The sequence below is a fragment of the Stenotrophomonas sp. YIM B06876 genome (assembly GCF_030711595.1).
In the GTDB taxonomy this organism is placed as follows: domain Bacteria; phylum Pseudomonadota; class Gammaproteobacteria; order Xanthomonadales; family Xanthomonadaceae; genus Stenotrophomonas.
In genome coordinates this window covers 1-827 of sequence record NZ_JAUJUJ010000357.1, presented here as the reverse complement: position 1 = coordinate 827, position 827 = coordinate 1, and the positions used below count along the sequence as shown (strand labels likewise).

The 827-nt window shown below is 65.9% G+C and carries 1 protein-coding gene; it reads right to left on the bottom strand.

Annotated elements, in window-relative coordinates:
- Positions 1-297: 297 nt before the first annotated feature.
- The coding region (locus QZH66_RS17265) for a hypothetical protein (RefSeq protein WP_305807073.1) at positions 298-827 on the bottom strand (530 nt) is incomplete at its 5' end.

Below are 827 nucleotides of genomic sequence, written 5' to 3'. Positions count from 1 at the left end.
TTGCAAAGCCTTCGAGCGCCAGGAAACTATCAAAAACAGAGCATGCAGCGCAATGCCATAAGGCGTTTCAAGCTGTTTTCATTCATGGGATGAAAGCCCCCCCGCGGCTACAGCCGCTGGGTCACCCAATCGCACCAGTCCGCCACCACGGCGTCGGTGGGGTGGCGGCGCTCCATCACCTGGGGCCAGCGGCGCTGGCTGGCGTTGACGATGGTTTTGAGCNAAACAGAGCATGCAGCGCAATGCCATAAGGCGTTTCAAGCTGTTTTCATTCATGGAATGAAAGCCCCCCCGCGGCTACAGCCGCTGGGTCACCCAATCGCACCAGTCCGCCACCACGGCGTCGGTGGGGTGGCGGCGCTCCATCACCTGGGGCCAGCGGCGCTGGCTGGCGTTGACGATGGTTTTGAGCTGCCACAGGGCTTCGCGCCCGACGAAGGCGACTTCGGCCAGGCTCTCGGCATCGCCCTGCAGCTGTTCGAGCAACTGGCTTTGCTGGTCGGGGTGGGAGCCGGCTTCGACCAGCACTTTTTGCAGCGCACGCAGCCGCCCGTCCACGAAGGCCAGGGCACTCTCCGGGTCGGGCTGGGGCAGGCCAGGCAGCGTGCCCTTGGCGCGCTCCCACTGCTCGAACGCACTGGCCAAGGCATCGATGTGGCGCGCCGCATCGGCCCCCACCGGCTCCAGGTCCGCTTCCCGGTCCGGCGCGTGCGCCGGCTCCTGCAGCAGGGGCAGGATGTGGGCCACCAGGTCCGGCGGGAACTTGCGGTGGTTGAGCCGCAGCACCAGCGACAGCTGCTGCGCCGGCATGTCGGTGTATTTTTCGT